Below are 22,601 nucleotides of genomic sequence, written 5' to 3' on the forward strand. Positions count from 1 at the left end.
TCACGTCGCCTGTCATCCTCGCCGCGCCGTCACCCGGCTCCGGGCGCGCCGCCGTCGCCCGGGGTGCTGCGCGGTGCGGTGCCCAGATGCGCCCCGACGCGCTTGACGAGGAGCGTCATCTCATAGGCGACCTGGCCGACGTCGGCGTCCTGGTCGGCCAGGACGGCGAGGCAGCTCCCGTCCCCGGCGGCCGTCACGAAGAGGAACGCTTCTTCCAGTTCGACCACGGTCTGCCGTACGCCGCCGACGCCGAAGTGGTGACCCACCCCCTTGGCGAGGCTGTGGAACCCGGAGGCGACAGCCGCCAGGTGTTCGCTGTCCTCGCGGGACAGCCCCTCCGAAGCGCCTCTGGCGAGGCCGTCCCCGGAGAGCACGAGCGCCTTGCGGATACTGGCGACGCGCTGGACCAGCTCGTCGAGGAGCCAGTTGAGTTCACCGCTTCCAGCCTGGTGCGATGCGGTGTCTGGTGCGGTCATCGACCGTCCCTTCCCGGTGTTGTTCCTGGTGCTGACTCCCCCGTCTCGTGCGGCGGTTCGCTCTCGCGTCTGCCGCGTTCCCAGCCGCGCTGGAGGGATGCCATCTTGCTGCGCACTTCGTCGGCGTCGCGGTCGGCGACCTCCGGCGGGCTGGATTCCGGGGACTCCGTCCGCGGCTGCGGCATACGGGTGTTGACCGTCGGCGCGTCCCCTTTGAGCTGCGGTGCGAGGCTGGCCTGCCGCACCCGGCGGGGCAGCCCGCCGGGGCGCCCGGGCTCAGCGCCCGCTCCCCCGGACGGCGTACCCGCCGCGCCGGTGCCGTCCTCGCGTCCGGAGGTGCCGCCGGGGCCGGCCGCCTCCTCCGGGCTGTGCGGCCCGAGGGCGGTGCCGTCGGGCCCGGTGGCCGCCCCCGGACGCGCGGCACTCCCCTGCTCGCCCGCGGAGTCCGTGCGGGAGCCGGCGTCGGACGCCTCCGCCGAGGACGCCTGCCCGGAGGCCGTCCGGTCCTCCGCGGTGCGCGAAGGGGTGCGGGGCTTCTTGCGGCGCGGCAGCGGCGCGGGGCCGCTGCCCGCGGGGCGCTCGGCCTGGTTCTGCCGGTCCGGGTCGACGGTGCGGCCGTTGTCGGAGACCAGGACCGGGGCACCCGGCCGGCGCCGGGGCAGGGGTTTGTGGCCGCCGTCCGTGGCGTCGCCCCCGCCGGTGCGGGAGTCCGCGTCCCCACCGAGGGCCGGGGCGCCCCCGGAACCGCCTCGGGAGTCCGCGCGGGAGACGGGCGCCGCCTCGTCCCGCGCCTGCTGGTGCTGGTCTCCCGCCGGGGCGGCCGCGGGGGCTTCCGGACCGCGGGGCAGCTTGCGCGGCCAGCTCTCCCGGCCCGACCGGCTCCCGTCCTCCAGCGGGGCCTCCAGCTCGACGGGGCCGTCCAGCGGCCGGGCGGTTCCCGCACCGGCCCCCGCGGCACCGCGGTCGCCGCGCGACTCGTCGTCCCGGCCGGGGGTCTCGGTGAGGACCGCGCCGGGGATGAGGACGACCGCGGTGGTTCCGCCGTAGGGCGAGGGCTGCAGCGAGACCCGGACGCCCTGGCGCTGGGCCAGCCGCGAGACCACGAACAGTCCCAGCCGGTCGGTGTCGGACAGTTCGAACTCGGGGGTTTCGGCGAGCCGCAGATTGGCGTCCAGCATCGCCTCGGCCGTCATGCCCAGGCCGCGGTCGTGGATCTCCAGGGTGAAGCCGTTGGCGACGCGCTCCCCCAGCACCTGCACGGCGGTGTGCGGCGGGGAGAAGACCGTGGCGTTCTCCAGCAGTTCGGCGACCAGATGGGTCAGGTCGGCGACCGCGCTGCCGTCCACGGCGAGCCGGGGCAGCCTGCGCACCTCGATCCGCTCGTAGTCCTCGACCTCGGCCACGGCGGCCCGTACCACGTCCATCAGCTGGACGGGCTTGCGCCACTGCCGCGACGGCGTCGCACCGGAGAGGATGACCAGGCCCTCGGCGTGCCGGCGCATCCGGGTGGTCATGTGATCGAGCTTGAAGAGGTCGGCGAGCTCGTCCGCGTCCTCGGTACGACGCTCCATGGTGTCGAGCAGGGTGAGCTGGCGGTGCAGCAGCACCTGGTTGCGGCGGGCGAGGTTGACGAAGACCTCGGAGACGCCGCGCCGCATGTCGGCCTGTTTGACGGCGGCTTCGACCGCGGAACGCTGGAGGGTGTCGAGTGCCTGGCCCACCTGGCCGATCTCGTCCTGCGGGTACTCCAGGCGGGGCGACTCGCTCTCGACGTCCACCCGTTCGCCGGCGGCCAGCCGGCGCATCACGCTCGGCAGCCGCTCACCGGCGGCCTCGGCGGCCTCCTTGCGCAGCGTGTTCAGGTCGCGGACCAGGCCGCGGCCGACGCGGATGGAGATGACGAGCGAGGCGAGCACCGCGAGGAAGCCCAGCACACCGGCGGCCGCCGCCTGGACGAGCACCCGGGTGGCAACCGGATCGACGCGCTCGTGGTAGCGCTGGTCGGTCTGCTTCGCCATCTTCCGGAGGTCGTGCATGACGGTGTTCATGGCGAACCGCCAGCGCTCCTCGCTGACCGGCCCCTCGGTGGTGCGCGGTCCGGCGGCGATGACGGCGTCCTCGTAGCTGCGCAGGGTGCGGCCGTCGCTGCTGTTCCAGTAGTTCTCGAACAACTGCCGGTCCGCGGCGGGCAGCGTGGGAAGGTTGCTCTCGTAGGCGATGTTGCGCTCGGCAACCCGGTCCGAGAGCGCCCGCTGGTCGCCGCGGGTGAACTGCCCGGCCGCGTACGCGGCGGCCATCAGCGCGTCCTCCCGGGAGAGGTACTCACGCGCGCGGTTCACCCCGACCAGGGCCCGGCCCTGCTTCTCCAGGTCGATGTCGTCCACCGCGCTGAGCGAGTTGACCAGCGCGTAGGCGGGGTCGATCAGTTCGTTGTACGCCTGGAAGGCACCGCCGCGCGTGACGGTGTCCTGCTCCACCCGGGTCCGCAGCGTCCGCAGCCCGTCCAGGGCCTCCAGGAAGTCGTCCAACCGGGCCTCGGAGTCGGGGCCGAGCTCGGCGCGCAGGCCGCTGTCCTTTGCGTTCCGGCGCACCGCCGCGACCTCGCGGTCCGTGGTGCGCTGGAGGTCGTGCAGCGTCGACAGCTCCTTGTCGTCACGGGGGTCGGCCACCTGGACCATGACCTGGCGACGCTCCTGCTGGAGGGCGCGAACGGCGTCCTCGGAGGGCTCACCGATCTTGTGGGTCACCTCGTCGAGGCGCAGCAGGCTGTTCGCCTCGGTGGCGGTGATGTAGGTCGCGAAGCCCCAGATGGACAGCAGGGAGACCAGCGGCACCAGCAGCAGCACCACGATCTTCCGGCGGATGGACTTCCCGCGAAAGCGCATGGCCTCCCCTACGTCTTCCCCAGCGCACGGGGGGTGTGTACCGACAGCAAACGGCCTGAGCTTACTACCGGGGCGCCGGCAACTCGTAGGCGTGCGGGAGCGTTCGACCAGGCAGTCCAGGGTGCCTCATCCTGAGTTGTCCGTCGATGCCCCTCTGGACGTTCGAAGTGTGTGGCACAGCCCACGTCTACGGAAGCGTGGGAGGATCAGGGGGTGGTGAAGGGGGAGTGAAAGAGATGTATGCGAAGCCCCGCCTGCCGGATCCGGTCCGGACGGCGGCGGTGCGGGCGGTGATCGTCGCGGCGCTGACGCTGGTGCAGCTCATGGTCGCGTTCTTCTGCTCGATGGCCGCCGTCTGGCTGGCGTTCCCGATGGTGCTGTCGACCATCGGCAGCACGGTCGTGGCCACCTGGGCGGTCCTCGACGTGTGGATCACCCGGCAGGTGTGGGTGCAGCGGCACGGAGTGCTCTCCGAGCCCAGCAGCGCCGCCAGACGGCGGGCGCTGGCCGACCGCCACCGCTCGGCCGGCACCGGGGCGGAGGAGCGGGACGGCACCGGAACTCCGGGCACCGCCCCCGGAGTCACCCGTGCGGGGAGTGTGCCGCATCCGACGCGTCACCCGGCTGCTGAGGCGCGGGCACGTCCGGCCGGGCGTCCGGCTCCTGCGACCGCGCGTGCGGCTCGTCCTGACCGCCGGACGGATCCTGGCCGGGCCGGTGGAACATCCGTGTCGCGGTGATCTCCCCGTGCACCGCGGCCTCGTCCTCCTCGGCCTCCGGCCGGGGCATCCCGGGGCGCAGGTGCTCCTCCACGCTGATGTACTTCAGCCCGGCCCGCAGGTCCGCGTCGTTGCGCAGCCGGATCACCAGCGGGAACTCCGCCAGCGCCGTGGTGTCGAACAGCCCGGTGGTGTACAGGAGCTGGACTCCCAGCGCGTCGGCGACCGCCCGCTGGAGCTCCAGCAGATAGGTGGCGTTGGCCCGTCCGATGGGGTTGTCCAGGAAGAGGGTGCCGGCGTGCCGGTGCTTGTCGTGCCCCCGGTCGTTGCTGCGCAGCGCCGCCATCGTGCAGTACAGGGCGATGGCGGCGGTCAGCAGCTGCCCGCCGGAGAAGACGTCGCCCATCTGCCCGACCGGAACGCGCTCGGCCCGCAGCACGGCGTCCGGCTTGAGGATCTCCACCGCGACACCGCGCGGCTGGAGCGCCGCGTGCACTCCGCGCAGCAGCAGCGTCATGCCGTCCCGGCGCAGATCGGAGTTCTTGCGGACCGCCGCACGGGTGGCCTCGTCGATGACCTCGCCCAGCCGTTCGGTCAGGGTGGCCTGATCGGGATCGTCGAAGCGGATGCGCAGGAACTCCTGGCCGGACCACTCCCCCAGCCCCTCCGGGAGCCGCGAGAGCCGCTGCGCCGAGCGCAGCGTGGTCAGTGACGACTCGACCAGGCCGCGCAGCCGGTCCACGATGCTGTCGCGGTTGCGCTCCAGCTGGGCCAGCTCGTCGGTGAGGACCCGCAGCCGGGGGGCGAACGCCGTCGCCCAGGCGGCCGCGTGGTCGGGCAGCGCGGAGACCGGGAGTTCGCGCACCTGCTGGCGGGCGGGGGTGCGGACCTGCTCGTAGCGGCTGGAGTTGGCGTGCCGCACCAGCGTCTCGCAGGCCTCGCGCACGGACTGCTCGGCCGTGCTGAGGTCGGCGGCGCAGCCGCGCAGCGACCTTCTGGCCTCGGCTGCCGCCTGCCGGGCCTCGGCCGGACCGCCCGCGTACGGCTCGGGGGGCTCCTCGCCGTCGCCGCCGGGGACGGGTGCGGCCGGATCGCGCAGCAGATCGCGGAGGACGGCCGCGGTCTCGTCGAAGCCGCCGGCGGCGTCCTCCGCCGCGGAGTGGTCCCGCTGGAGCGCGGTGTGCGCGGCCCGGGCGGCGTCCAGTTCGTCGCCGCGGGCCGCGAGTTCGGCGTTGGCGGTGCGCAGCATGGTCTGGGCCTGCGCGGCGTCCGCCGGCACCAGTTCGTCCGGCAGTTCGGTGTGGCGCTCGCCCTCGCTGGGCGAGAGCCGCTCGGCTTCGCCTCGGAACCTGCCCAGCTGCTCGCTGATGTCGGAGCCGCGCGCCTCCAGCCGCTGCACGAGCGCTTCGGCCCGGGCCGCCGCGGCCTGCCGGGAGGGGCCGTCGGCGCCGTCCGGGCCTTCGAGCAGCTGCGCCGCGCGGGTGCGCACCTTGTTGCTGAGCCGGTCCAGGGCGGCCTTGGCCGCGGACTCGTCGCCCTCCGCACGGGCCTGTTCGGCGCGCAGGTCGGCGCCGACGCCCACCTTCTCGTAGAGCTGGGAGGCGGAGCGGTAGGCGGCGCGCAGGTCCGGCAGGGACGCCGTGCGCCCGGCCGCCGGGGTGCCGCTCTCCGCCTCCGCGTCCGGCTGCGCGGGATCGTCGGGAACACCGGCGATCTCGGCCCGTTCGGCGCGCAGGGTACGCGCCGTCCGGCGCGCGTCGTCCGCGGCGCGCTGCGCCTCGCGGCGGTCCTCGTCGGCCGCGCGCGCCCGCTCCAGGCACTGTTCGGCGCGCTCCCGGGCGGCGGCCACCTCGTCGGTCAGCTCACGCAACCGGGCCTGCCAGTCGGCGCGCTCCCGCAGCCGGAAGGCGAGCCCCGCGAGCGCGTCGGCGGCACGGCGCGCACGCTGGGCCGCCTCCTGGCGCTCGTCGCGGACCCGGGCGGTCTCGGCGGCCTGTTCGTCGGCCTCCGCGCGGTCCTCGCGGACCTGGGCGAGGTGCTGCTGGGCGGTTTCGGCGGCCTCGCGGGCCCGGGCCGCGGCCTCGGCGAGCTCGACGAGGCGGCCTGCGGGGCAGCTCCCGCGCCAGGAGGCGAGCCGGGCGGCGAGCGCCCGGTCGGCGGAGAGCCGCGCGGCGAGGCCGCGGATCTCCTCGTCCCGGGTGGCGGCGCGCTCCCGCAACCGGCCGCGCTCACCGTCGGCCGCGTCCTCGTCGTGCATCGCCGGGTTGGGCGGTACGAGGAACACCTGCCCGGCGGCGGAACCCTCCCCGCCGCCGTCCGGCGCGGGCGCGGGGGCCAGCAGCGCGGCGGAGGTGCCGACGGCCACCGCGGAGCGGGGCAGCAGCACCGCGCCGGCCAGCACTTCGCGGGCGCGCGCGTGGCTCCCGGGGTCGGTGATGATGACACCGTCGACCAGTTCCGGCCGGGCGGCGAGCACCGCGGCGTGATCGGCCGGATCGACGGCCTGGGCGAGGTAGCGCCAGCCGGGCAGCGCGGGGACGCCGTGCTCGCCCAGGTACTCGACGGTGGCCGTCACATCGGGTCCCGGCGGCAGGAGTCCGCCGTCGCCGAGTGCGCCGAGCATCCTGGAGTCGTCCGCAGCCGCGGTCCGCAGCTCGAACAGCTGCCGCTCGGCCGCGGCCACACCCTCGTCCAGCAGCTCCTGGAGCGTCCGGGCGCTGCGGTCCAGCTCCTCCGCCGAGAGCGGCCCCTGGGCGGCGGGGGTGCCGTGGTCGGGCACCGCGCCGGGAGCGGGCCGTGCGCCCCGTCCCGCTCCGTCCTCCGGGGCGCGGCCCTGGCCCGGTACCGCACCGGTGCTCCGGCCGGCCGCGGGGCCGGTGTCCGCCGCGGACATCTGGGTGCCGGGGGCGCTGCCCGCGTCCCGCTGGCCCGGTACGGAAGGGCGGGAGGGCCCGGCGGCCCCTGTGCTCTCCGCGGCCGCCGGGCGGTCGGGCAGTCCGAGGAGTTCGGCCAGGCGCTCCTCGGAGCCGAGGGATTCGGCCGCCGCGCGCTCGGCGGTGTACGCCCCTTCGGCGGCCTCCGCGGCATCCGCGGCGCGGGCGGCGGCGAGTTCGGCGCTCGCGTGCCGGTCGGCCAGCTCCCGGGCGCGCTCGCTGCTGCGCACCGCCGCGTCCCGGGCGGAGTCGAACGCGGCGACCGCGCTCTTCTCCGCGTCGCCGGCCGCCAGCGCGGCGCGCGCCGGATCGGACTCCGGGTCGCTGTCATCGAGCCAGCCGGCCCGGACCGCCTGCTCCATCTCCGCTTCCACCTCGGCGCGGCGCTGGCGCAGGTGTTCGGCCTCGCTGCGGGCGCGCTCCCCCTCGGTGGCGGCCCCGGTGGCGTCCCGGTGCGCGGCCTCGGCCTCGTGCTGCAGCGCGGCGGAGCGCTCCTCCTGCTCACCGGCGATGCGTTCGCTGTCCCGGGCCGCGGCGTTGAGGGCGCCCACCAGCGCTCCGGCGGCCCGGGCGCGGGCCTCCAGCGCGGGCGCGGCATCCCGTTCGGCCTCCTGGATGGCGGCGGCCACCCGGGCCGAGCGGTCGGCGGCCGTCCGGTGCGCGAGCACGGTCTCCGCTGCCTGCCAGGCGGAGTGCAGGGTGCGGGCCTCGCTCAGTTCGCGCTTGTGCGCCGCCCCCGACTTCTCCGCGGCCGCCAGCGCCAGCGAGGCGTGCCGGTAGGCCAGTTCGGCGGCGATCCGGGAGGCGCGGGTGCGCGCGTCCTCGGCGCCCGTCACCGACTCCTGCGCCTGCTGGAGCTGCTCGGCCAGCTCGGCGGCGCGGCCCCGCTCCCGGGAGCCGCGCGCCGCGAGGCGGCGGGTCAGCTGCCGGGTGCGGCGCTCGGCCCCGGCGTGGATCTCCCGGGCCCTGGCCCGGGCCTCGGCGGCCTCGGTGATGCGGTGCAGATGCTCCAGGGAACCGGCGGTGAAGTCGCGCTCGGCCGTCAGCTCGGCGCGGCGGCCGAGCTTGTGCGCGAAGCCGTGCACGAGGTCGGCGAGTCCGTCGGTGTCCCGGGTGTCGGTGACGGCGCGCAGCAGCAGGTCGGTGAAGTCCGAGTCGTTCTTGACGGCGAACAAGCCGGCGGCCTCGCCCTCGTCGGCGTTCATCTCGCGCTGGTAGCGGAAGAGTTCGGGGTCGAGGCCGAGCGAGGTCAGGTGCTCGTTCCAGCGTTCGTGGATCTCCTCCCAGGCCACGTCCAGGTTCGGGTACGCCTTGCCGGTCTCGGCCAGGACGTCGCGGAAGCCCTTCATGGTGCGCCGCCTGCCGCGTGCCGAGGAGGCGCCCTCGGCGTGCGGCCGCAGCGCCGCCGACTCGGCGACCGGGAGGGAGTCCAGGGACAGGCCGGGGCCCGGCCGGAAGGAGTACCAGGCCTCGGCGAACTTGCGCGGGTCGCCGGAGACCTGGCGGCCGCGCCACTCGCTGACCTTGCCGACGACGACGGTCTCGCCGGTCCTGGTGTGCTGCCACTCCAGCGCGACGTGTCCGCAGTCGTCCGCGAGCAGGAACTTGCGCAGCACGCCCGAGCTGGCGCCGCCCAGGGTGTTGCGGTGGCCGGGCAGCATCACCGAGAAGATCAGCTTGAGCAGGACGGACTTGCCGCCGCCGTTCTCCAGGAAGAGCACCCCGGCGGGGGCGGGGCGGCGCGGCGGGCCCTGCGGCTCCTCCTCGAAGAAGTCCGCCTGCGCCGGTGCGGGGCTGGGCACCGGCTCGCCCACCCCGCGCAGGTCCAGCACGGTGTCGGCGTAGCGCGCACCGGCGGGCCCGATCGAGTAGAGGCGGATCCGGGACAGCTCGTACATGGCGGCGGGGCTCTCGTTGGTGGGGCGGGCGGTGCCCGAACGGGCGGGGCGGGTCAGGAGTGGAAGGGCAGTCCGGCGTCCGGAACCAGGTCCGGATCGTCGTCCTGGGGCGGCAGCAGGCTGGCCGTGCCGTCCGAGACGGGTACGACGCCCAGTTCCAGCAGTTCGGCCATGGCGGCGCTGCCCGCCATGTCGCGGACCTGCAGCTGGTAGCGCGCGGTGGTGCGGTAGGTGCCGCCCGCGTCGTCCCCGGTGCGCTGGAGGAACCCGGAGTCGGCGAGGAAGGCGACGGCCTTGGCGATGATGCCGGTGGTGGAACCGGCGAGCCGCCGCGCGTCCTTGGTGGCGCCGGTCGCGCTGCGCCGGGCGTAGACCCGCCAGGCGGCCTCCAGCCCGGGCGCGTCGGTCGCCGGGTCGGTGTTCTCGCCGTCGGCCTCGGCGCGCTCCTCCAACCTGCGGCACGCCTGCCGCACGAAGGAGTCCACGCCGTTGACGCTGATCCGGCCGATGTATCCGTCGTCGGCCAGGTCCTCCGGACGCGGGAAGGCCATCGCGGCGCAGGCCAGATGGGCGAGGCCGTGCAGGAAGCGGTCCGCCGAGTCGGCGCCGGCCCGGCGCGCGTAGTCGCCCATGCGGACCGCGAAGACGGAGTCCTCGGCGGCGGCCAGCGCCATGCCGGCCCGGGTGGAGACCTCCAGCACGACCAGACCCAGTCCGGTGGCGACGGCGTCGGCCAGCCGCGCGAAGGGCGGCTCGTCGCGGTAGCGGCGCAGGAGTTCGGTGTACTCGGCATCCCGGGCGGGCACCAGCTTCGGTTGCAGGCCGAAGGAGACCAGGCGGGCCGCGTCGGCCGCGTCCGCGGGGGTCACCCGCGGCGTCGGGGCGGTGTCCGGGCGCCCCTCGTCGTGCTCGGGCTCCGGCGCGGGGTCAGTCATGGTCGCTCCAGTTCACAGGGGTGCCGGGCCGGGCCGCGGCGGGCAGCGGGCTCACGCGGCCTCCGTCCGGTCCGCGGCCATGCCCGCCGCGTCCAGCAGGGCCGTGCCCACGATCAGGTCGGCTCCGCCGAACTCGGGGTCGTCGAGCTGCACTCCGTCATCGACGGCGAACAGCAGCCGCTGTTCGCCCTGCCGGTAGGCCGTGCCCACCGGTGGGCTCGCGGCGTGGATGGCGAGGAGGGCGATCAGGTACGGCAGCTCCGGATCGCGTCGCCGGGCGTCGGCCAGCAGGCCGGACAGCCGCCGGGGCGCGTCCGGCGGCAGCTCCAGCAGCTCGGTGGCCGCCGCGAACTGCTCCTCGCTGAAGCGGCTGTCGTCGGGGGTGGCGACCAGGTCGGGCTCGGGCATCTCGGCGCCGAGGTGCTCGCGCGGCGCCGGCGGGGTCAGCAGCAGGTCGGTGAGGTCGCCCAGCCGCACCGTGCCGGGCGTGCGCAGCCCGGCCCCGCGGGCGAAGAAGGCGTCGGTCACCCGGCCCGCTTCCGACAGCGCCAGTGGCAGCACGGGCGCCAGGAGCTGGCCGTGCAGGTCGAGTCCGGAGCGGGCCGCGGGCGGCGCGAAGGACTGCCGGTCCTGTTCGGCGCGGAAGAGCGGGCCTGCCTCCAGCAGCCGGGACTGCAGCTGGGTGTGGCGGCGGATGCAGTCCTTGACGATGTCGACCAGTTCGGCGGCGCGGCGTTTGTGGTCCGGTCCCCGTTCGGCGGCGGCCTCGTCCCGGGCCTTGCGGATGTTGGTGAGGATGGCGTTCTCGTGGCGGTAGCGGTCGGCGACGTGGTCGAGGGCTTCGTTGATCATGTCGGGGACGGCGCTGAGCCAGTCGACGGCCCGCACGTCGCGCCGGGTGGCCTCCAGGGTGCGGCGCAGGGTCTCCGCGTACTGGACCGTGCGGTAGCGGGCCTGTTCCGCGGCGAGCTGGGCGTCGGCGAGCCGGCCGCGGCTGACGAGGACCTCCAGCTTGACCTCGGCGGCGATCTGGGCGCTGGTGACGTCCGTGTCCAGGGCGCCGACCAGGACGTTGACAGCCTCGTCGGTGGTGCGCAGATACACGCTGCCGCCGGGGCCCGGCACCTCTTCGACGAGCTTGAAGTCGTAGTCCCGGCGCACGTAGCTGCCGTCCGGGCCGAACGTGCCGTAGACGGCGCGGAACCCGCGGTCCACACTGCCGACATTGATCATGTTCTCCAGCACCCAGCGGGCCACGCGTTCGTGCTCGGCGGTGGCGCGCCCGGGCGCCTGCGCCGCTACCCGCGGCAGCAGCTTGGCGACGACCTGGTCGTGGTCGGCGCCGGTGTCGAAGTCCATCTGGAGCGTGACCAGGTCGATGGCGGCCAGCGCCAGCTCGGCCATCTCGTAGGCGCGGTACTCGCCCGCGAGATTGGCCTTGCGGGTGTCGAGGTCGTGCAGCGGCGCGGTGCAGGCGAGCGCGCGCAGGCGGCGGGCCAGGCCCTCGTCGGCCGCGGGGCCCGGAGCCGGGGAAGGTGCGGCCGCACCGGTCCGTACCGGGGTGCTCGTCGTGGTGGCGCTCTCAGTCACGACGCACACATTATGCGGTCCCCCCGACAGGATCCGAAACGGCACGGTTGTCACGGTCCGGGCGGTTGCCGCACGCCGCGCTGCGGCCCGGCCCGGACGGCCGCTCCGGTGCCGCGCGGCGGCACCGGCACCGGCACCGGCACCGGCACCGGCACCGGGTCAGCCCAGCCGGCGGGTGTACGCCTCCGCGAGCTGCCGGCGGGAGTCGTCGAGGTAGTCGGCGAGCAGCAGTTCCGCGCCCGGCCCGTCGCCGTCGCGGAGGGTACGCAGGATCTGCTCGTTGCGCGGCAGGTAGGGCTCGTGGAAGCGGCGGGGGTCGTCCATCACCTGGAAGACCAGCCGCAGTTCGGCCAGCACCCCGCGCATCATCTCATCTGTCCGCGGACTGCCGGCGAGCTGCACGAGGCCCTGGTGGAAGCGCATGTTGGCGGTCCCCAGATCGCGCCACCGGTGCGCGGCCGCCGCGTCCCGCCCGGCCGCGACCGCTGCCTCCATCGCCGCCACGGCCTCCTGCGGGCAGGGCGGCCCGGCCGGTTCGCGCAGCGCGGCGCACTCCAGGAGGCGGCGCACCCGGTACAGGTCCGCCAGGTCCTCGACGGTGAGCTTGCGCACGAACATGCCCCGGTTGAGCTCGTGCACCAGCAGCCGCTCGTGGGTGAGCAGCCGGAAGGCCTCGCGCAGGGTGTTGCGGGACACCCCGAGGGCGCCGCCGATGTCCTCCTCGGCGAGCCGCATGCCCGGCAGGAAGCCGCCCTCGATGATCCGGGCGCGCAGGATGCCCGCGACCCGCTCCGCCGTGCTGGTGCGCTCCAACAGCTCTCGCTCGCCGCGGAGTTGGTCCAGCACGTGATCGCTCATGGGAAAAGTGAACCGCACCGGCCGAAAGGGGACAACACGGGGGGCGTACCGGTCGGTTGCGCGACCGGCCGGCGGGCGCCGCGGGTCAGCCCGGCGGCGGGGTGCCGTAGCCTCCGCCACCGGGGGTGCGCAGCACCAGCACGTCCCCCGCCGCGAGTTCCGCCACGTCGCGCCCGGCCAGCTGGGTGCGGGTGCCGTCGGCGTGCTCCACCGCATTGTCCCCGAGCGCACCAGGCGAGCCGCCCGCCATCCCGTAGGGCGGCACCCGGCGGTGGCTGGTCAGCAGGGCCACGGTGACCGGTTCGAGGAAGCGCAGCCGCCGCACCACGCCGTCCCCGCCGTGCCGGCGCCCGGCGCCTCCGCTGCCGCGGCGGATGCGGAAGTCCTCCACCCGCACCGGGTAGCAGGACTCCAGCACCTCGGGATCGGTGAGCCGCGAGTTGGTCATGTGCGTCTGGACCGCGTCGGCGCCGTCGAACCCCTCCCCCGCGCCCGCACCACTGGCGACGGTCTCGTAGTACTGGACGCGCGCGTTCCCGAAGGTGAGGTTGTTCATCGTCCCCGAGCCCTCGGCCTGCACGGCCAGCGCCGCGTAGAGCGCGCCGGTGACGGCCTGCGACGTCTCCACGTTGCCCGCGACGGTGGCCGCGGGGCGGACGGGTGCGAGCATCGACCCCGCCGGGATGCGCACCTCCAGCGGTGCCAGGCAGCCGCTGTTGAGCGGGATGTCCTCGGCCAGCAGCGTCCGCAGGACGTAGAGCACAGCGGCCCGCACCACGGAGCTGGGCGCGTTGAGGTTGTCCTCGCGCTGCGCCGAGGTGCCGGTGAAGTCGAGCAGTGCGGAGCGGCCGGCCCGGTCCACGGTGACGGCCAGCCGGATCACGGCACCGCTGTCGGTCTCGTAGGCGCACGCGCCGTCGGGCAGTCCGGTGACGAGCCGGCGCACGGATTCCTCCGCGTTGTCACGCACATGCCGCATGTACGCCTGCACCACGTCGAGGCCGTACTGTCCGATCGTCGCGCGCAGCTCCGCGATGCCCTTCTCGTTCGCCGCGATCTGGGCGCGCAGGTCGGCGAGGTTGGCGTCCGGGTCCCGGGAGGGGTAGCGGGCGCCGGTGAGCAGCGCACGGGTCTCCTCCGTGCGCAGCCGCCCGTCCCGCACCAGCAGCCAGGTGTCGAACAGCACGCCCTCCTCCTCGACGGTGCGGCTGAAGGCGGGCATCGACCCGGGCGTCAGGCCGCCGATCTCGGCGTGGTGGCCACGCGAGGCCACCAGGAAGAGCAGCCGGTCGCCGTCCTGCTCGAAGACGGGGGTCACCACCGTGATGTCCGGCAGATGGGTGCCCCCGTGGTACGGGTCGTTGACGGCGTGGACGTCCCCCGGGCGCATCTCGCCGGCCGTGCGCCGCAGCACCTCCTTGACGGTGTCACCCATGGAGCCCAGGTGCACCGGAATGTGCGGCGCGTTGGCGACGAGGTTGCCCCGCGGGTCGAAGAGCGCGCACGAGAAGTCGAGCCGCTCCTTGATGTTGACGGAGTGCGCCGTCTTCTCCAGGCGGGCGCCCATCTGTTCGGCGATCGCCATGAAGAGGTTGTTGAAGACCTCGAGCCGGACCGGGTCGACCCCGGTGCCCACCGCCGGCCCGGCCACCCTGGCCCGCACCCGGGTCAGCACCAGGTGCCCGTGCGGATCGGCCGCGGCCGCCCAGCCCGGATCCACCACGGTGGTGGCGTCGGGCTCCACCACGACGGCCGGCCCGGACACCCGCTGCCCGGGACGCAGTTCCTCGCGCCGGTGGAGCGGAACGTCCCGCCAGCGCCCCTCCGCGAACATCCGCACCACGTCGTGCGGCTGCGCGGCACCGCTGGCGGGTCGGGACACGGGCGCGGGCGCGGCGACCCGCCCGGCCCTGCCGGTCGCTTCCACCACCGCGGTGGCGACCACCAGCGGCTTGTCCATGGTGAATCCGTAGCGCGACCGGTGCTCGGCCGCGAAGTCGCGGGCCATCCGCTCCGCGCCGTCCAGCGGGACGGTCAGCGCGGCGTCCGTTCCGGCGTACCGCAACTGCAGCCGCGCGGTGGTGCTGATGGCCTCGTCGGGGATGCCGTCGTCGCGCAGCTCCTCCCGCGTCTGCCGCTCCAGGCGTGCGCACAGGTCGCGGACCCGGGCGAGCCGCTCCGCGCCGAGCTCTTCCTCGACGGACTGCTCCCGCAGCACGGTGGCGTCCGCCACGCCGATCCCGTACGCGGACAGCACTCCGGCCATCGGGGGCACCACCACCGTGCCGATACCCAGTTCGTCGGCGACCGCGCAGGCGTGCTGCCCGCCCGCGCCGCCGAAGCCGGCCAGCGCGTAGCGGGTGACGTCGTGGCCGCGCTGCACGGAGATCTTCTTGACCGCGTTGGCCATGTTGAGGACGGCGATCTCCAGGAATCCGGCCGCGACCTGCTCGGGGGTGCGGCCGTCGCCGGTCTGCGCGGCGAGTCGCCCGAAGCCCTCGCGGACCTCCGCCACGTCCGGCGGAAGGTCGCCCTCCGGGCCGAGGACGGCGGGGAAGTACGCGGGCTGGATGCGGCCCAGCATCACCTGCGCGTCGGTGACGGTCAGCGGACCGCCGCGGCGGTAGCAGGCGGGGCCGGGGACCGCGCCCGCCGAGTCGGGGCCGACACGGTAGCGCGCGCCGTCGAAGCGCAGCACCGAGCCACCGCCGGCCGCCACCGTGTGGATGTCCATCATGGGCGCCCGCATCCGCACCCCGGCCACCTGCGTACCGAACACCCGCTCGAGCGCGCCCGCGTAGTGCGACACGTCGGTGGAGGTGCCGCCCATGTCGAAGCCGATGACCCGGCCCTGCCCGATCTCCGCGCAGCTGCGGGCCATGCCCACGACACCTCCGGCCGGGCCGGAGAGCACGGCGTCCTTGCCCCGGAAGTGCCGCGCCTCCCGCAGCCCGCCGTTCGACTGCATGAACATCAGCCGCACACCGGGCAGTTCGTCCGCCACGTCCGCCACGTAGCGGCTCAGCACGGGCGAGAGGTAGGCGTCGGCGACGGTGGTGTCGCCGCGCGGCACCAGTTTGATCAGCGGGCTGACCTCGTGCGAACAGCTCACCTGGGAGAAGCCCGCCGCGCGGGCGAGACGGGCGACCGCACGCTCGTGCGCGGGATACCGGTAGGCGTGCAGCAGGACGACGGCGGCGCTGCGGAATCCCGCCTCGTGCGCCTCCCGGAGGGCGCGGTCCGCCGCTTCACGGTCCAGCGGCAGCACCACGGTGCCGTCCGCGCCCAGCCGCTCCGGGATCTCCACGACGCGGTCGTGCAGTGCCTCGGGCAGCACGATGCGGCGGTCGAAGAGGCGGGGCCGGTTCTGGTAGGCGATGGTGAGGGCGTCCCGGAATCCCCGGGTGGTGACCAGGACCGTCGGCTCGCCCGTGCGTTCCAGCAGCGCGTTGGTGGCGACCGTGGTGCCCATCTTGACGACGTCGATCCGATCCGCCGGGACCGGCTCGTGCGGCGGCACCTCCAGCAGCGCGCGGATGCCGGCCACCGCGGCGTCCCGGCCGGGCCGTGCCGGGTCGTGGGACAGCACCTTGCGGCTCACGAGCGTGCCGTCGGGCCGTCGGCCGATCACGTCCGTGAACGTTCCGCCCCTGTCCACCCAGAACTCCCAGCGGCCGCCCACCCCATCCATGGTGCCCGCGGCCCGCCCGGCCGCAAGGCGGAGAGGCCCGGCCGCCGCCCGCCCAGCCGGGCGGTGCCGAGGGGCGCCCGGGTCAGGCGGGCGGGGTGAGGCGGCCGCGCACGGCGGTCTGGACGCCCGCCTCCTCGGCCGGATCGGCGGCCAGCCTGCGCAGCCGCTCCACGACCCGCGCGTCTCCGGTGGCGGCGTGCTCGGCGGCGACCTCCCGGGTGGACTCCTCGCAGTCCCACAGGCACTCGATGGCGAACCCGGCGGGGAAGGAGGGGTCGGTGGCGGCGAGGGAGCGGGCGGTGCGCCCGCGCAGTTGGGAGGAGGCGGTCTCCCGGTAGATGTGCCGCAGCACCGGTGCCGCGCAACCGATGGACAGCCGGCCGGCGCCGTCCACCAGCGGCCACAGCGCCGGGCTGTCGGGTCCTTCCAGGCGGATGGTGCGGCGCAGCGCCGCGAGGACGGGCTCGGCGTCCTGCTCGCCGCCCCGGCAGGCCAGCATCTCGGCGGCGACGGTGGCGAGCCCGGGCGGCAGGGCGCCCTCGGGCGCGGCGGCCCACCGGCGGGCGCGCTCCAGCGCGGCCAGGGACCGCATACGGGCGAAGGCCGAGGTGGCGGCGTCGGCGACGGTCTCGACCGGGTCGGCGGCGGCCTCCTCGACCAGGTCGAGGATGTCGGGGTCGTTGCGGTCGGCCAGGTACCGCAGTGCGGCGGCCCGCGCGGCCTCGTGGGGTCCGCGTGCCGCGGCCAGCAGCAGCGGGCGGTCCTCGGGCCCGGCCACGGCGGACAGGCAGCGGGCGGCGGGGGCCTCGCGGTGCTGGCGGGGGTGCTGGTCGTGGCCGTCCTGCGCCCAGTCCAGGATCTCCCGCACGTTCCAGCCGGGGCGTGGTCCCGGGCTGCGGAGCTGGCGCTGCCAGCGGTCGAAGGAGCGGCACTCCCGGGCCCGGCTCAGCCGCTCGGCCTGCCCGGGATGCGCGGGGTCCTCCGCCCACAGCCGCCAGGGGCGGGGTTCGAAGGCGTCCCGCGCGGCCTCGGCGAGCTCGGCGTCGCCCTCCGGGGTGCGGGGGAAGCGGGCCAGCACGGCCGGCCCCAGGGGGCGCAGTCCGGCGTCGGTGTCCCGTACGGCGAGTTCGTCCAGCGCCCACTGCCAGTTGGCGCCGGTGGTGGCATAGCGGCGCAGCAGCCGCACGGGAGCGTTGTCCTGCTGGTTCCCGCGGTTCCCGCCCCGGGCCGCCGCGTAGGAGGCGAGGTGGCCGAGGACGGAGAGGGCGAGCCCGGTGCGGCTCTCGGCCTCTTCGGGGGTGCAGAGCAGGTCCGCGGGGTCGAAGAGGTGCGCGGCGATGTCGTCGAGCCCGGCCTCCAGCTCGCTGTGCAGCCGGGCGTAGTACAGGGAGCGGTGCTCGACCTGCCAGTCCCGCCTGGGGTCGTGCAGCACACAGTGCCGTAGCGCGCCGAGCGCCTCGGCGCGCGGTGCGGCGAGCGCGTGCAGCGTTCCGTCGCCGCGGCCCCTCTGGAGGAGGCCGAGCAGCGTACCGCTGGGCGCTATGTCTGAATCGACGGAATCGACGAACATAAGAGTCAGCATCCGGTGCGGGGTATTCGACTGGCAACGGGATTTCCGTTGCCGGGCATTCTTGCCGGTGACCGCGGTTCTACTCCTGGGTTTCACCTTTCGGAGCCAGGACACCCGGCCGGCAGCCGGAGCTTACCCGGAGTGACGCATTCCGCCGAGCCCGGCCGCCCGCGGCACCCGGACCGGACCGCCCACCCGGGCCCCGGGCCGTCCACCGGGACATATGACGGCAGCACCACCGCATCGAGTGTGGCCGAATCCCTTACGGGGAGTCGCGAGCTGTGTCACAGTCGTAATCGACTCTCCCCCGTATCGGAGTTCTCCATGGCCTCCTACCTCCATGCGGACCGCTCGGCACCGCAGCCTCCGGACCGCGGCACGCTGGACGCTCTGATCACCCAGGCACGCACCCTGCGGGGACGCCTCGACGCCGTGCGCCGGGACGCTGACGAGGAGGGCGAACCGGACCCGGAGGCCGCCGGAGCGGATCCGCGCACGCGGTGGCGGCGCGCACTGTGCGAGCTGGCCGTGCACCAGCTCGACGACCTGGGCAGCCAGCTCGACCAGTTACGGGAGGGCATGCCCCCCGACACGCCCCGGGCCTGGCCGTCCGCCGACCAGCCGCCCGGAGAGGCCGCGGCGGACACCCCCGGCGCCGCCTACCCCGCGGCACGGCCCTCCGGAGAGCCCGCGCCCTCCCGGCGCGACCGGGTGGGCAGCGCCGAGTGGAACCTGCTGACCGACGAGGTGTCCTGGTCGCCGGAGCTGTACGGGATCTTCGGCAGGACCGGGCGGGACGGTCCGCTCTCGCTGGACGAACTGCCCTCCTGGGTGGACCCCGAGGACCAGCCCGCGCTCGCCGCCGCGTTCACCGACTGCCTGGTGGACGGCAGGGCCATCGACCAGGAGTTCCGGCTGGTACGGCCGGACGGCTCCGTGGGCACGGTCCACATGGTCGGCGAGCCGGTGCTCGACGGCGACGGGAGCACCGCGTCCATGTGGGCGGTGGTGCGGGACGTCAGCGCACTGCGCCGCAGCGAGCACACGGTGCGGCAGACCCGGGACTCGCTCCAGCGCGAGCGGCACCTCGCCCGGACCGAGCACAAGCTGGCCGTCGAACTCCAGGAGGCCGTGCTGCCGCCCTGGCGCGGCTCGCTGCGCTTCCCGCAGGGCGACGAACGGACCACCGGCGCGCTCGATCTGGCCGCGCACTACCTGCCCTCCGCGTCCAGCTCGCTGATCGGCGGCGACTGGTACGACGCGATGGAACTGCCCGGCGGAGCGACGCTGCTGACGGCCGGCGACCTGACGGGGCACGGTGTCACCGCGACCTCGGGCATGGCCATGCTGCTGGGTGCCGTACGCGGAATGGCGCTGGCCGGTGTCGGGCCGGGGGCGCTGATGGGGCATCTGAACCAGCTCCTGGACTCGACCGCCCAGCCGTCCCTGGGCAGTGCCCTGTGCTGCCGGTACGAGCCGCGGGCCCGCACCCTCACCTGGGCGCAGGCCGGCCACCCGGAGCCGCTGCTGTTCCGGGGCGGGGTGGGCAGTGTGCTGCCGCGCCCGGAGGGCGTGCTGCTGGGCGTCACCTCGGGTGCCGCCTATGGGCAGCACACGGTGGAACTGCAACCGGGCGATCTGCTGGTGCTGCACACCGACGGGCTGGCACCCGACGACGCCCTCCGGCCCTCCGGCCCCGGGCCCCGGTCGGCCGCCCCGCACGCGGGCGGCGCCCGCCTCCTGTCCCTCGCCGACCGGTTCACCGCGGCCCGCTCCGCACAGGAGTGCGTCCGGACCGTCGCCGAGGCGTTCGCCGACCGGGAGCGCGAGGACGACGCGTGCGTGCTGGTGGCCCGTGTGACGTCCTGACGAGCGGCGCCCCTCCCGGCAGCCACATCCGGGAGGGGGCCGCCTCGCTCCGGAACGGCCCCGGTGGGCCCGGCGCCCCTCGGCCGGTGACCGCGGGGCGCCGGTGGTCCGGGCGGGTGCCTGCGGGCTGCCGCCCGGGCATGGCCCGGTCCTCCGTCTCACACCGTCTCGGCCCCCTTCGCTCCGCGTACTCTGCGGATGTCGCCGGGGGCCCGCCGCAACTCCCCCGCGTCCTTGAGACTTCTGCCGGTCCGTGACGGCTTCGGCGCCCGGGGAAGCGCCTCCTCGATCTCCGCGCGCAGCTCCTGGACCTTTCCGTGGCCGGCGTACTGCCCCGTGAGGCGGTACATCTCGCGCAACCGGTCCCAGGTGCGGTGCGAGGAGTTCTCGCTGATGGACAGCAGGGCGAGGCGGGCGTAGCGGTCCGCCTGCTCCGGATCGTCGGAGATGAAGCAGGCCGAGGCCACCGAGAGGTAGTCGAAGATCTGGGAGCGCCGGCGCCCCTCGTCGCGGAGCGCAATCGCCCGCTTGGCGTGGTGTTCGGCGGTCCTGGCGGCGGCGGGTTCGTGGTCGGCGAGGGTGCGGAAGGCCAACGCCTCCATGCCGTACAGATCGGCCTCGTCGAACATCTGCATCCAGCCGGGGGGTGCGACGTCGCCCCGGTCCGAGGCGAACAGCTCCTCGGCCTGGCCCAGGGTGCGCCGCATCTCCTGCCCGCGGCCCATGGATGCCTGCGCCCAGGCCTCGATCGTGCGGAACATGGCGCGGGTGCGGGGCAGGGCCTCGTCGCCGGACCCGGACCGGGCCAGCTTGACCAGGTCGAGTGCGTCGTCGGGGCGGCCCAGATGCACCATCTGGCGCGCGGCGCGGGAGAGCGCTTCGCCGGCCCGCGGCCGGTCGCCGCCCTCGCGCGCCGCGTGCGCGGCGATGACGAAGTACTTCTGAGCCGTGGGCTCCAGGCCGACGTCGTGCGACATCCAGCCGGCGAGCACCGCGAGGTTGGCGGCGACGCCCCACAGCCGCTGCTGCAGCTGCTGCGGGTGATGGTAGGAGAGCATCCCGCCCACCTCGTTGAGCTGGCCCACCACGGCCTTGCGCTGGAGGCCGCCGCCGCGTTCGGCGTCCCAGGCGCGGAAGACCTCCACGGAGTGCTCCAGCGCCTCGACCTCCTGCCGCCCGACCGGAGCGGCCTCGTAGCGGTCGTGGGTCGAGTGGCCCGCGGGGACCGCGTGGGCCGCCCCTCCGGTGCCCTGCGCGCGGGACGTCACCGGGTCGCTGCCGAGCCAGTTGTGCATGGCACTGCTGAGTGCCGATCCTGCGGCGAGCGCGGCGCCCGCGCCCACCATGCCGCGTCGGTTGAGCATGAGGTCCATTCCCGTGAATTCGGTGAGGACCGCGGCGACCTGGCCGGACGGCAGGGGCAGCCCGTCGACGGGCTCCGCCTGAGCTGTCTGTCCCGGCCCGGTGAACCCGAGGTCCTCGATGGTCACGACACGGCCGAGTCGCTCGGTGAACAGGGACGCCAGCACCTTGGGCACCGGATCACGCGGAGTCTCCCCGGTGTCGATCCAGCGCCGCACCCGGGAGGTGTCCGTCGCCAACTGCGCGTACCCCATCGCTGCCGCCTGCCGGTTGACCAGTCGGGCGAGCTCGCCCTTCGACCATCCGGCGAGTGCGAAGAGGTCCGCGAGGCGCGCGTTGGGTCCCTTTGTCACGTCAAGCCCCCAGGTTCTCGGCTGAGTTGACAGTAGCTCCCGTACGCACGAGTAGGCCGGGCCCGAGAACATTCGCCAGGGTTCGCCAGGGTCCGCCAGATGGTGTGCCACCCGCGACCGGGTGTCGTGTAGGAACGCGCCACCCCGGTCGTTCCGCCCGGCCCCCGCATTCCCCAGGGTGCTCGGGTCCGGACGGGCAGCCGGGGAGGCGCGGAAACCCGTCGGCACACGAAGGGATCTCGCGCGCCCATGTATTCAGCACCATCCCCCGTGTCCGTGCAGCGTCGGCCGCGTGCGGCCCCGGTGCCCCCGCCCCGCGGAAGGGGGCCGGCGGTGCTGGCCCCCGATCCGGCACGCGATCCCGCGCGGGCGCCGGGTCCGGCCGTCCCGCACCCCGGCACCCGCATGGATCTCCGCGCACCCAGCACCGTGTCCCCACCCGTCAGCGGGAGGCTGGACTTGTCCGGCCCGCAAGGTACCCGGCTTCGTGCCGCCATCTCCTCGATCCACCGGATCTGCCCGGAGTTCACCCCTGTCCAACTGCTCCGCAGGCGCGGGCGCTCGGTGCTGCTGGCCGGTACCGCCGGCCGGAACACCGTCGTCGCCAAGTGCCTGCTGGACCACTCCTCCGCCTGGGCGGAGCGCTTCCGGCACGAAATAGCGGCCTACCGCGCCTTCGTACGGCACCGTCCACCGGTGCGGACCCCGCGGCTGATCGCCGCCGATCCGGAGGCCTGCACCTTGGTGATCGAGCGGGTTCCGGGGCGGGTGGCGGCGGCCCAGCGGCACCCGGTCGAGGCCCCGCCCCGGGCGGATCTGCGGGCGGTGATCGGCTCCTTCCGCCGGCTGAACGAGTGGGAGCCGCCCCCGTCTGCGTTCGAGCGCCCGCTCGACTACCCGGCGCGGCTGACCCGCTTCCACGAGCAGGGCCTGCTGACCGACCGCGATCTGGGCGATCTGCAGAAGCTGCTGCACGGACTGGTGCAGCACCGCGGGCCGGGCGGCCGACGCGGGGTGCCCTGGCAGTTCTGCCACGGGGACGCGCTGCTGACCAACGTCATGCTGGGCCCGGCCGGGCCGTCGCTGGTCGACTGGGAGCACGCGGGCTGGTATCTGCCCGGCTACGATCTGGCCTCCCTGTGGGCCGCGCTGGGGGACGCGCCACTGGCGCGCCGTCAGATCAGCCAGCTCGCCCAGGCGGCCGGTCCGGCGGCACGGGACGCCTTCCTGGTGAATCTGATGCTGATCCTCACCCGGGAGATCCGCACCTACGAGGCGGCCGTGCAGCGGACCATGCGGGATCCCTCGCCGCAGGTCGCGGCGGAGGCGGCCGCGGCGGTCCGCGCGGGCGGCATCCCGACGGGCGAGGAGCAGCGGCTGTTGCTGCGCAGGCTGCACGACGACTGCGCCACGGCGCGGCGGGCGGTACGCGCGGCGGTCGGCACCCGCTGACCCGGGCGCC

Annotated in this window: 12 protein-coding genes; 2 read left to right on the forward strand and 10 right to left on the reverse strand. The window is 75.0% G+C overall.

The genetic code is table 11. The annotated features are described in order from the left end of the window. Positions 1-29 precede the first annotated feature (29 nt). The 9 genes from ACFYMO_RS18465 to ACFYMO_RS18505 form a co-directional block, all read right to left on the reverse strand. Positions 30-476, reverse strand: a complete 447-nt coding sequence (locus ACFYMO_RS18465) for a roadblock/LC7 domain-containing protein (protein WP_366774153.1) — start codon at positions 474-476, stop codon at positions 30-32. After that, positions 473-3,361, reverse strand: a complete 2,889-nt coding sequence (locus tag ACFYMO_RS18470) for a nitrate- and nitrite sensing domain-containing protein (RefSeq protein ID WP_388547448.1) — start codon at positions 3,359-3,361, stop codon at positions 473-475. Before ACFYMO_RS18470 ends, ACFYMO_RS18465 begins: the two co-directional genes overlap by 4 nt. Before the next feature lie 187 nt (positions 3,362-3,548). Then, positions 3,549-3,917 (reverse strand): hypothetical protein, encoded by a 369-nt coding sequence (locus ACFYMO_RS18475; RefSeq protein ID WP_366774155.1) that lies wholly within the window; start codon positions 3,915-3,917, stop codon positions 3,549-3,551. 26 nt (positions 3,918-3,943) lie between these two features. Further along, positions 3,944-8,911 (reverse strand): hypothetical protein, encoded by a 4,968-nt coding sequence (locus tag ACFYMO_RS18480; RefSeq protein WP_388547452.1) that lies wholly within the window; start codon positions 8,909-8,911, stop codon positions 3,944-3,946. A gap of 53 nt (positions 8,912-8,964) precedes the next feature. Next, positions 8,965-9,846 (reverse strand): hypothetical protein, encoded by an 882-nt coding sequence (locus ACFYMO_RS18485; RefSeq protein ID WP_366774157.1) that lies wholly within the window; start codon positions 9,844-9,846, stop codon positions 8,965-8,967. A gap of 51 nt (positions 9,847-9,897) precedes the next feature. Further along, the gene (locus ACFYMO_RS18490; protein ID WP_366774158.1) at positions 9,898-11,436 is read right to left on the reverse strand and encodes a hypothetical protein; all 1,539 of its coding nucleotides are present in this window, start codon (positions 11,434-11,436) and stop codon (positions 9,898-9,900) included. Between the two features lie 159 nt (positions 11,437-11,595). Then, on the reverse strand, positions 11,596-12,294 hold the full coding sequence (locus ACFYMO_RS18495; RefSeq protein ID WP_366774159.1) for a GntR family transcriptional regulator: 699 nt from the start codon (positions 12,292-12,294) through the stop codon (positions 11,596-11,598). An 85-nt stretch (positions 12,295-12,379) separates the two neighbouring features. Beyond that, complete coding sequence (locus ACFYMO_RS18500) at positions 12,380-15,976, reverse strand: hydantoinase B/oxoprolinase family protein (RefSeq protein WP_388547457.1); 3,597 nt, start codon at positions 15,974-15,976, stop codon at positions 12,380-12,382. A 91-nt stretch (positions 15,977-16,067) separates the two neighbouring features. Continuing rightward, positions 16,068-17,555 carry a HEAT repeat domain-containing protein gene (locus tag ACFYMO_RS18505; RefSeq protein ID WP_388547725.1) on the reverse strand — a complete coding sequence of 496 codons (1,488 nt, stop codon included), beginning with the start codon at positions 17,553-17,555 and terminating at the stop codon, positions 16,068-16,070. Between the two features lie 324 nt (positions 17,556-17,879). On the opposite strand from ACFYMO_RS18505, the gene ACFYMO_RS18510 reads away from it, so the two are divergent. After that, positions 17,880-19,424, forward strand: coding sequence for a PP2C family protein-serine/threonine phosphatase (locus ACFYMO_RS18510; RefSeq protein ID WP_388547459.1), 1,545 nt, complete (start codon positions 17,880-17,882; stop codon positions 19,422-19,424). Between the two features lie 158 nt (positions 19,425-19,582). On the opposite strand, the gene ACFYMO_RS18515 is transcribed toward ACFYMO_RS18510, so the two are convergent. Further along, complete coding sequence (locus ACFYMO_RS18515) at positions 19,583-21,139, reverse strand: hypothetical protein (protein ID WP_366774162.1); 1,557 nt, start codon at positions 21,137-21,139, stop codon at positions 19,583-19,585. Positions 21,140-21,388: 249 nt separating this feature from the next. Between ACFYMO_RS18515 and ACFYMO_RS18520 the strand changes: the two genes are divergently transcribed. After that, on the forward strand, positions 21,389-22,591 hold the full coding sequence (locus ACFYMO_RS18520) for an aminoglycoside phosphotransferase family protein (RefSeq protein ID WP_366774163.1): 1,203 nt from the start codon (positions 21,389-21,391) through the stop codon (positions 22,589-22,591). The last annotated feature ends 10 nt before the right edge of the window (positions 22,592-22,601 follow it).

This window comes from Streptomyces sp. NPDC007025 (assembly GCF_042869455.1).
Classification (GTDB): domain Bacteria; phylum Actinomycetota; class Actinomycetes; order Streptomycetales; family Streptomycetaceae; genus Streptomyces.

Coding starts and splice junctions, on each gene's coding strand:
- ACFYMO_RS18520 (WP_366774163.1), top strand. CDS start 21,389: ATGTATTCAGCACCATCCCCCGTGTCCGTGCAGCGTCGGCCGCGTGCG.
- ACFYMO_RS18485 (WP_366774157.1), bottom strand. CDS start 9,846: ATGACTGACCCCGCGCCGGAGCCCGAGCACGACGAGGGGCGCCCGGAC.
- ACFYMO_RS18470 (WP_388547448.1), bottom strand. CDS start 3,361: ATGCGCTTTCGCGGGAAGTCCATCCGCCGGAAGATCGTGGTGCTGCTG.
- ACFYMO_RS18505 (WP_388547725.1), bottom strand. CDS start 17,555: ATGTTCGTCGATTCCGTCGATTCAGACATAGCGCCCAGCGGTACGCTG.
- ACFYMO_RS18480 (WP_388547452.1), bottom strand. CDS start 8,911: ATGTACGAGCTGTCCCGGATCCGCCTCTACTCGATCGGGCCCGCCGGT.
- ACFYMO_RS18465 (WP_366774153.1), bottom strand. CDS start 476: ATGACCGCACCAGACACCGCATCGCACCAGGCTGGAAGCGGTGAACTC.
- ACFYMO_RS18510 (WP_388547459.1), top strand. CDS start 17,880: ATGGCCTCCTACCTCCATGCGGACCGCTCGGCACCGCAGCCTCCGGAC.
- ACFYMO_RS18495 (WP_366774159.1), bottom strand. CDS start 12,294: ATGAGCGATCACGTGCTGGACCAACTCCGCGGCGAGCGAGAGCTGTTG.